Source organism: Planctomycetaceae bacterium (genome assembly GCA_041398785.1).
Classification (GTDB): Bacteria; Planctomycetota; Planctomycetia; order Planctomycetales; family Planctomycetaceae; genus JAWKUA01.
In genome coordinates this window covers 1-2,260 of the sequence record JAWKUA010000064.1, presented here as the reverse complement: position 1 = coordinate 2,260, position 2,260 = coordinate 1, and the positions used below count along the sequence as shown (strand labels likewise).

Sequence of the window (2,260 nt, the reverse complement as noted above, 5' to 3'; positions counted from 1 at the left end):
GGAGCCACCGTGCTCGGTCAGGTCGGCAGTGTCTATGCCATGAAAACCGCCATCCGCAAGGCACGAGACGTCGGAATCGCCTGGGTCGGGCTGAGAAACACGGGGCACATCGGAGCCGCCGGATACTATGCCACGCTGGCGGCCCGCGAAGGTTTCATCAGCATGGTGACCGGCAACGACATCCCCAGCGTCGCGGCTCCCGGTTCGCGCGGGCCAGTGCTGGGAAGCAATCCGCTGGCCTATGGAGTTCCGGTGACTGGCGCTGACCCGATCATTCTTGATATCGCCACCGCTGCTGTTGCGGGAGGAAAAGTCTACGCCGCGTGGCAGCGCGGGGAACCCATCCCGCCGACCTGGCTGATCGATTCCGAAGGCCGCCCCACTACCGACGGAAGTCTCTATCCATTCAATGCCGCTCTGGCTCCCATGGCGGGACACAAGGGCTATGGTTTTGGACTGTGGTGCGAAATTCTGTCCGCAATTTTGCCAGGAGGAAATATGACCTGGCAGGTGGGAAGCTGGCTGTTCGACGAACCGTCGAAGCCCTCGTGCCATAACGCCTCCTTCATCGCCATCAGCGTCGAAGCGATCTCACCGCGAGAACAGTTCGACCAGCGCCTGCGAGCACTGATCGACGAATTGCATCAAGCGCCGACTGCCGACGGTGTTGAACAAATCCTGCTGCCGGGAGAACGAGAATGGCGACACTACCGTGAATCTCAACAACACGGAATTCCACTACCGCAGGATGTGGCCGATAAGGTGCTTGAAGCAGCCGAACGTGCATGCGTGGAGGCTCCGCGGCACAAATAGCAACGGAGAATTGTGGTCACGCGCGTTGTAACCCGCCAATCGGCATTGGTTGATGGCTGTCGATCATTGGTCCATTGCAGAAATATCCGGAGACGATTGATGCATCCTGCGAGACAAACACTTTGGAACCGTCCCTGCCCAACCTTCCACTTCCTGTCGCTGATCCCTTGCTGCATGGTTCGCAACAGCCGACTGATCGCTGCCTGCTGCCTGCTGATCCTGGTTGACGGTTCGCGTACGTATGCGGACGAATCCAGGTTTGTCGATTGCTCACTTCTGGTGGCTCCGGAATACCCGGCGACCTGGCCAACGGCGCCGTTTCCCCGATTTCAGATCGTTCACCAGAGAACGATTGGTCCGGACAGCGCATACAACATTGACTCTCTGCTGATTGACGGCAATACGGGAACTCAACTGGACGTCCCACCGCATTCCGTCGCGCGACCGGATCTGAATCGTCCGAAATCCGGCCCGCTGGGATTGGCGTACACGGACAGGATTGAAGCCTGGCAATTCGGCGGCGAAGCGTGTGTTGTCGATGTACGCGATCTGCTGGACAAAGCTGCAAAGGGAGTCAGCCCGCTCGTCCGGCCTCAGCACGTGGAACGGTTCGAGTCCGCCTACCGCACAGTGAAGTTTGGTGACGTCGTGCTGTTTCGCAGTGATTACTCGGACACATACTATCGCCCGCTTCCCGAAGGACGGCGTTACATCGCAGATATTCTCGACCGCAAAGCTCCCGGCTATCCAGACCCCGACCCGGACTGCATGGAACTTCTGGCGACTCGTGGAGTCATGACACTGGGAACAGACAGCGCCAGCATGGGACCGCTGCCGGACCTTGCCGAACCGACTCACTATGCCGGCCTGAAACACGGCATGATCTGGACCGAAGGAGCGACAAATCTTGCACAACTGCCAGCCACCGGATCCTTCTATTGCCTGCTGGCACCAAAGCACGAAGGCGGCCCCTACAGCGAAGGGCGAGCGTTCGGGATTGTCGGCGGCGAACTGCCGCAGCGGCTGATTGATGCGTGCCGCAACAAGCGAGCCGTGGACCTTTCCCCGACGCTGTCGCCCTCCATGCCGCTCACGTCACCCGGCATTGGCACCGGCGAACATCGGCAGGTCTATCTGAAGGTCGATTTTCTGTATTCCGATTACCTCGACATGTGGCACCACACGCATCTGATGGATGCCACAGCGGGAACTCACCTGGTGCCGCCTGCATTCGCTCTGCCACGACACGATGAACAGCCGGCGTATGCTCCGGAGGTCCGTGGCTGGCTGGAGGAATATGAACAGAAATACGGCAAACGCGGAACAAGTGAGCTGACGACCGAAAGGGTCCCTCTGGAATGGACCTGCGGGGATCTGCGAGTCATCGACGTGCGATCTCTTGCGGGCACCGCAGACCGCGGATCGTGGCCGTCGTCGCCAGAGATCA

2 protein-coding genes are annotated in these 2,260 nt (G+C 59.6%); both read left to right on the top strand.

Features of this window, described 5'->3' with window-relative positions; genetic code table 11:
• Nucleotides 1-813: Ldh family oxidoreductase (locus tag R3C19_27390; GenBank protein ID MEZ6064087.1), on the top strand; the 813-nt coding region annotated here is incomplete at its 5' end.
• A 174-nt stretch (nucleotides 814-987) separates the two neighbouring features.
• Nucleotides 988-2,260: cyclase family protein (locus R3C19_27385; GenBank protein ID MEZ6064086.1), on the top strand; the 1,273-nt coding region annotated here is incomplete at its 3' end.